The 7,216-nt window shown below is 45.6% G+C and carries 4 protein-coding genes and 1 pseudogene; 2 read left to right on the top strand and 3 right to left on the bottom strand.

Features of this window, described 5'->3' with window-relative positions; genetic code table 11:
* Positions 1-2,400 (top strand): annotated as a pseudogene (locus tag BCT27_RS25675) (hypothetical protein); the annotation flags it as partial.
* 146 nt (positions 2,401-2,546) lie between these two features.
* On the opposite strand, the gene BCT27_RS15925 reads toward BCT27_RS25675, so the two are convergent.
* On the bottom strand, positions 2,547-3,221 hold the full coding sequence (locus BCT27_RS15925) for a glutathione S-transferase (protein ID WP_102396218.1): 675 nt from the start codon (positions 3,219-3,221) through the stop codon (positions 2,547-2,549).
* A gap of 184 nt (positions 3,222-3,405) precedes the next feature.
* Here BCT27_RS15925 and BCT27_RS15920 point away from each other — a divergent pair, with 184 nt between their 5' ends.
* Positions 3,406-5,658 (top strand): peptidase U32 family protein, encoded by a 2,253-nt coding sequence (locus tag BCT27_RS15920; RefSeq protein ID WP_102396217.1) that lies wholly within the window; start codon positions 3,406-3,408, stop codon positions 5,656-5,658.
* A gap of 147 nt (positions 5,659-5,805) precedes the next feature.
* Here the strand turns inward: BCT27_RS15920 and BCT27_RS15915 are convergent, their stop codons facing one another.
* Entirely contained in the window at positions 5,806-6,582 is a 777-nt protein-coding gene (locus tag BCT27_RS15915; RefSeq protein WP_102396216.1) for a siderophore-interacting protein, read from the bottom strand.
* A 187-nt stretch (positions 6,583-6,769) separates the two neighbouring features.
* Complete coding sequence (locus tag BCT27_RS15910) at positions 6,770-7,075, bottom strand: hypothetical protein (protein WP_102396215.1); 306 nt, start codon at positions 7,073-7,075, stop codon at positions 6,770-6,772.
* Positions 7,076-7,216: the final 141 nt, after the last annotated feature.

Genomic DNA, 7,216 nt, shown 5'->3' with positions numbered 1-7,216 from the left:
GACGGCGGCACCGATGGTGGCAATGGCGGTGTGACTATCACAGCGAGCGATATTATCGACTTCGAAGCCAACACAGTAACGTGGGAAGTGTTCGAAAATGATGACAACCCAGCAGTTGAGCTTGTTGCTAACCCAGATACCTCTGGTGCAAATGTCTCCGCGACTGCAGCCAAGCTAATTGCACGTGAAAATGGCCAACCATGGGCAGGTGCAATCACTCGTGACGTAGAACCATTTACCCTTGATGCGACCAACAGCGTTGTTCGTGTGATGGTGTATAAAGACAAAATCAGCACAGTACGTTTCAAACTGGAAACGGCAAGTGGTTATGCGCAAGAATTACTTGCGGACAACACGGTTGTTAACCAATGGGAAGAACTAACGTTTGACTTCTCTTCTGTCGCTGACCTGTATGACGGTCCTGTAACAGGCGTAGTTGTGTTCCCTGATTTTGTTGATGCGGATACTACGCGTGATGCAGATGCGGTCATGTACTTCGACAACATCACATTCAATGCAGCCGACACTGACGGCGGCACCGATGGTGGTACTGACGGCGGCACCGATGGTGGCACCGATGGTGGCACCGATGGTGGCACTGACGGCGGCACCGATGGCGGCTCAACTGGAAATGTTGTTTCTGTGTTCAGTGATGACTTTACTGATATCGCAGTGAACGAGTGGGGCCCTAACTGGGGAGATTCTTCTGCTCGAATCATCGATGGCACGCTGAATGGCAGCGCAGCTAAAGTGATTACGCTTGGCGCTGGTCAAACATTCGCCGGTATTGATTTCTCATCAGCAGCATTTGACGCTACGAGTCTTACTACTTTCCATATGCAGTACAAAGTAGATCCTTTGTTGGCTGGGCAAGTGGTTAACATTAAGTTGTCAAATCATGCTGGCGGCGCTGGCGAAACCGGTGCTATTCAATACACCAGCGTACCTTCAAGTGAAGATGTCGTTACGCTAGCGATTCCGTTTGCAGAATTTACAGACGCAAGTGGCAGTGGTGATTTATCACGAAATGCTATCGCACAAATCGTCATTTCTGCGGCAAGAGCGGATGGCAGTGCGCCAGTAGATATCTATCTCGATAATATCTATTTCAGTGATGGCAGCACCGGTGGTGGTGCTGACGGAGGCACCGATGGTGGTACTGACGGCGGCACCGATGGTGGTACTGACGGCGGCACCGATGGTGGAACTGACGGCGGCACCGATGGTGGAACTGACGGCGGCACCGATGGTGGAACTGACGGCGGAACCGATGGTGGTACTGACGGCGGCACCGATGGTGGCACTGACGGCGGCACAGACGGTGGCACTGACGGCGGCACGACTGACAACACGCCAATCGTTATCTTTAACGATGCGGCTAACCCGCAGTGGGTAGCATGGGATTGTTGTGGTGGAACGACGCCACCTGTTACGACGGATAGTGATGCGACTTACGGCGCTGTGACCTTCTTTGAGGTGGTTAATGCGACAGTGAACGGCTTTAGTTCTCGTGAAGGTGTTGCTACGGATCCTCAGCCAATCGATGTGAATGCATGGATGGTAGAAGGTGTCATCTCATTTGATATCAAGCTACTTGCTGCAGGTGAAACACCTGCTGATGTTTGGAACTTCAAAGTAGAGTCAAATGGTGGTAGTGAAGCTGTGGAGCTGCGTTTAGACACTGTTCCAGAGTTGAACGTATGGAAGAACTACACGTTCAACCTGAGCGACCTGTCGAACAACGGCCTAGACCTCACTGCAATTGACCTGATTATGGTGTTCCCAGCTTGGGATACAGGAATCGGTTCTGAGTACGTGATAGACAATGTTGTCATCTCTCCGACTGCTAATGATGGCGGCACTGACGGTGGCACCGATGGTGGTACTGATGGCGGCACTGACACAACAGGTGACGTTGTTTCCATCTTCAGTGATGACTACACCGATATCACTGTAAATGAGTGGGGCCCTAACTGGGGTGACTCTTCAGCACGTATCACTGATGGCGATCTTAACGGTAGTCCAGCTAAAGTGATTAATGTTGAAGCAGGTCAAGTGTTTGCCGGCATTGATTTCTCTTCGGCAGCATTTGATGCATCTAGCTTCACGACATTCAACATGCAATACAAAGTCGATCCTTTGTTAGCAGGTCAGGTGATTAACATTAAGTTGTCTAACCATGCTGGAGGCTCTGGTGAGACTGGTGCGATTCAATACACCAGTGTTCCTTCAAGTACTGATGTAGTGACATTGAGTGTTTCGCTAGATGAGTTTACCGATGCGAGTGGCAGCGGTGATTTATCAAGAGATGCGATTGCACAAATTGTTATCACTGCTTCAAGAGCTGATAGCAATGAGTCTGTCGATGTTTATTTAGACAACATTTATTTCAGTAAATGATAAGGCGATTAAGTAACTGTTGAGTACGTTAATCAATAGTTCTTCAACTTAAAATATAAAAGGCCAAGTATTGTTACTTGGCCTTTTTGTTTTTCATGTGTGTGAGTTTTGGGTGCGAAAAAGATCGTATTAAAAGATGTCTCTCTTTAACAATACTTCCCGTCAGCAAGATTAAACCCAAATAACACTCCCTCTTCACCTTCTTTCCATTTCGGATGGCTCACCATCGCTTTAGAAAATAGCGGGTCATTGTAATGATTAATCAGCCATGCGCGTAAATGGGGAAGCGGCGATTGGGCGTACCATTTTTTATCGACGCGAGAGAATTGGCGGATAAAAGGAAGAATGGCGAAATCCACCAAACTTGGCGTGTCGCCCATGATATATGCGTGTTGGGTAAGCCTATTTTCAATGTTTCCTAACCATTCGCAACATCGATCACGCCATTCGATTGCATTGTCATCGTGGTAGCGGGAAGCAGCGCGGTATTTTTGCAAAGCATGGACAAAATCGGAATCGCTGCGTTGTATTAAGCGCAACATGAGGGGCAGTTGTTGGTCATCTTGGGAATAGAGGAGGTTACTAGGATCAGATAAAGATAACGCCCATACCATCACATCAATGCTTTCTTCTTTCACTGTGCCGTCTTGGCACTGTAAAACCGGAACCGTGCCTTTTGGTGAAATAGACAGCATCTCTTGCGGTTTATTGTTCATGTCGATATCACGGAGCTCTACCACTTGACGAGCGTGGAGTATTCCGAGACGGGCTCGCATAGCATAGGGGCATTGTCGCAATGAGTAAAGGATCGGCGCTGTCATCGGCTAAGTACCTAAAAAACGTTGGCTTGTTTGACATCTTATCGGATAGAAGGAGGGGATTCACGAAGATTTCTATCATGATCTAGGTCAAGAAAAGCGTCCGTGTGTGGCAATGAAAGCGTGAGGCGAGTAGAATACTCCCTCAAAAATTACCACATAAAATACCGAAGCGAGCAATCTCACAATGAGTAGAAAACTTGAATTATTGGCACCAGGCGGTGATGTCGAAGCGATCAAAGCGGCCATCGTTGCAGGGGCAAATGCCGTTTATTGTGGCTTAGATATATTCAATGCCCGTAACCGTGCATCCAATCTTTCATTTGATGAGTTAAATGGCGTATTGCGATTAGCTCATGAATACGGTTGTGAAGTATTTCTAACGCTAAATGTGGTTATTTTAGAGCGTGAGATAAAGTCACTAGTTAAATTATTAAATCAATTAGTCAATACAACGATCGATGGCATTATTGTACAAGACCTTGGTGTGTTTAATCTGATCAAAAAACACTTTCCAACGTTAGATGTTCACGCTTCAACTCAGTTAACCACACACAACGAAGGCCAATTAAAATTCTTGAGTAAAGTCGGCGCTTCTCGCGTTAACTTATCTCGTGAATTGAACATTGATGAAATAAAGGAAATGACGGCCGTTGCGCATGAACACGACATGCTCACGGAAGTGTTTGTTCATGGTTCTTTATGTATTGCGTTTTCTGGTCAATGTTATTCTAGCTCTGTTAGCGTCGGTAACTCAGGCAACCGTGGGCGTTGTAGCCAAGCGTGTCGTGATGAATACGAAGTGACAAACGTTGGCACAAAATACCCGCTCAACTTGAAAGACAATTCAGCCTATTTTGATCTTCCTGAATTGGTTGAGGCGAAAGTCGACTCACTGAAAATTGAAGGTCGTATTAAAGGTGCGCACTACGTTTACACCGTTGTTGAGAACTGGCGTAAGAACATCAACAAATTTGTAGAAACGGGCGAATTGTATGAAGACGACTCGAATCTACACAAAGTGTTCAACCGTGGGCTTACGAACAAGTTTCTGAAAGGCAACTTAACCAGAGACATGTTTATCGATAACCCTCGTGATAACAGCGTGAATTATGCCGTTGAAAAAAATAACGCGATTGATGTTGTGCAGATTCAAGATGTTAGAAAAGACCTTTATAACGACAAAAACGCAATTGGCGCGACGCTTGAAGACAAAGTGAAGGGCTTAGACATTGATAAAATTGCGATTACCATTGCGTTCAAAGCAACAGCAGGTGAACCACTTACTGTGGTTGTGATACCAAGCAAAGATGTTCAAGACGCATTTGAAGCGACATCCACTTCGCTGCTCCGCGAAGTGAGCGAAAAGGCAATCACATCTGCGGAATTAGAGAAACGCTTTAAAGGCGTGATCAATTCGAATTACGAACTGCTTGGATATGATTTCTCAGATCTTGATGAAAATCTCTCGGTTCCATTAAGAGAAGTCACTGAACTGAAAGATCGTGTCGCATTCTTGTTGAATGGCTCTAAAGAGGTCATTAAACACGTTGATGTACCCGCTTTGCCGCAGCAAGCGAAAGTGGCTGAAAAGCCAACGCTTTCGATGCTGATTGCGGATGTGGCAGATTTGAATGTGTGTGATGTGACAGACGCAGATATTTACTTCAAGTTGCCTGAAAGCTTTAAAAAGCGTGACCGTAAATACATCAATATTTTCCTAGAAAACCCACGCCTGATTCCATGGTTCCCTGCGGTACTGATTGGCAAAGACTATGACGAAGCAGTCAAAGTACTAGAAGAAGTGAAGCCTGCGCGAATTGTCACGAACAATACAGGTATTGCTTACAAAGCGTATGAGATGGGAATTGAGTGGGTTGCGGGTCCATTCCTAAACACCACAAACTCACATGCTCTTGTTACGATGAAAGAATCGCTAAATTGCGCGGGTGCCTTCATCTCTAATGAAATCAATAGAATGCAAATTAAGGATATTCGTCGTCCTGAAAACTTCAAACTGGCTTACAGCATTTATCACCCGATTTTGATGATGACGAGCCGTCAGTGCTTCTTCCAGCAGACGGTAGGTTGCAACAAGCCAGCCATTGAAGCGGGTTGTATGCTGCGATGTGAAAAAGCGACCACCATAACGAATGTAAAGGGCGTTTCATTCGCAGTGGACAAGCAAAAAGGCGGTTACCCAAGCATTTATAACCACGAGCAATTCTTGAACATGGATATCGTGACCGATTTGTCGCACCTGTTTGATGAGTTCTTTATTGATTTAACCAACATTGGCGGCGGCTCTAAAGAGAAGGCTGACAAAGTAGAGTTGGTTAAGCATTTTGAGAAACTGATTAATGGTGATATCACGGTACGAGAAGAGCTATTTACAATGGTTCCCATCAACACCAATGATCAGTACCAGCAAGGCCTATAGAGCCTACGGCTACTAGGTTCTAGCGTGAGAAACAGAAAACCGCGATCATGATTCGCGGTTTTTTTATATGATAAAGGACTCGTCTCGAGTCCTCTATCAACTGTCTTTCTGTTTTTTCGTCATAATCACACAAGGATTACATCGTGATCACGCTACGCCTTCCGCATCTTTTTGCTTGATCACTTTATGGCCTTCTTCGGTGACACCGTTTTTCCAATAACTGCTGATGTAGATGTTATCTCGGTCGACGTCTTTTTCATTGCGGAAGTATTGGCGAAGCTCGCGCATGGTGTCGAATTCGCTCGCACTCCAGACGAATACGTCGCCGTCTAGCCATGCTTTTTGCTTCGCTCGAACAGCAAGAGATTCACTTTCGCCAGCTACTACCCAATCAAATTTGATGCCCTCAGGTGAATCAATCGCTTGGATGTCTTCTTGAGACAGCACTTCAACGACTGCGTAGCCGGTAGCATTACTCGGCAGTGTTTTGAGTTTTGCTGACAGGGCTGGCAGAGACGTCATGTCGGCGACCATGAAGAACCAATCGGCTTCTGCATTGATGTTCTGTATTGTGCCGGGGCCAGCGATGTTAATGGTGTCGCCCGGCTTTGCGTTTAGTGCCCAACGCGCCGCATGGCCACAACCGCAATCATCGACTTCGTGACGTACAAAATCGACAGTCATTGTTTGGGTCATGAAGTCGAGCGTTCGAATAGTATAGGTACGCATGACAGGGCGTTCACCGTCGGCAAGGTTGCTTAAATCCGCGCTGCCTTCTTTTGTGAACAGCAATTTGATGTAGCCGCCTTCACAATCAGCAGGAAAGCGTGCCAATCCCTCACCATGGAGCTCAATGCGTTGCATGTTAGGCGTGATTTGTGTGCTGGATTGAACAACAAGCGATGTAGGGCTAGGTTTCTTCATTCATTGTCTCTTTGTTTTTATGCGTGTTTATTGTCATTACCTGCTCACAATATCGTCAAACTATGCACTCTGTCAATGATAATAGTTATCATTTGCATGAGTTTACAATTGAAATCCAAACGTGCTAAAACAAAAAAGCCCCTAGCTAGTAGTAGGGGCTTAATATATTAACTGCTAATGAATCTCATTATCTCTCGCGTGTAATGAAGCGCTTTACGTTTTGGCTATTACCTTCATCATCGGTAACGGTAAACTCAACATATTGTGAGCGCTGTGATACCAAGTTATAAAACGTTGAACCTTCGTCATTTGTTACCGCTGAGAATTTATTGGTTGTTACCGATGCGCCTTCAACCGGCATACCATCTCGAAAAACTTTTACGGTAGCAGCACCGTTGTTAACAAACACTGAGATGTCTAGGTTGTGGCTAGGCATCGCAGTTGCTGTCATTGAAGCAAGGATAAGGCTTAGAGCTGTTAAAGTCGTTTTCATGATCGTATCTCCTACATGGGTGATAGTTGTTTTGTTATTGGATGTAGTAACGATAGGTCAGGTATGAACAGAAAAAAACAGGGTAATTTTGTGGATCTTGTTCAAATATATTGTGCAAGAAAATGAAAATACTTCGGTCAG

Source organism: Enterovibrio norvegicus, from assembly GCF_002876705.1.
GTDB lineage: Bacteria > Pseudomonadota > Gammaproteobacteria > Enterobacterales > Vibrionaceae > Enterovibrio > Enterovibrio norvegicus_B.
Note: the sequence above shows the minus strand (reverse complement) of the source record. Positions and strands in the feature narration are given on the sequence as shown.

Coding starts and splice junctions, on each gene's coding strand:
- BCT27_RS15925 (WP_102396218.1), bottom strand. CDS start 3,221: ATGACAGCGCCGATCCTTTACTCATTGCGACAATGCCCCTATGCTATG.
- BCT27_RS15920 (WP_102396217.1), top strand. CDS start 3,406: ATGAGTAGAAAACTTGAATTATTGGCACCAGGCGGTGATGTCGAAGCG.
- BCT27_RS15915 (WP_102396216.1), bottom strand. CDS start 6,582: ATGAAGAAACCTAGCCCTACATCGCTTGTTGTTCAATCCAGCACACAA.
- BCT27_RS15910 (WP_102396215.1), bottom strand. CDS start 7,075: ATGAAAACGACTTTAACAGCTCTAAGCCTTATCCTTGCTTCAATGACA.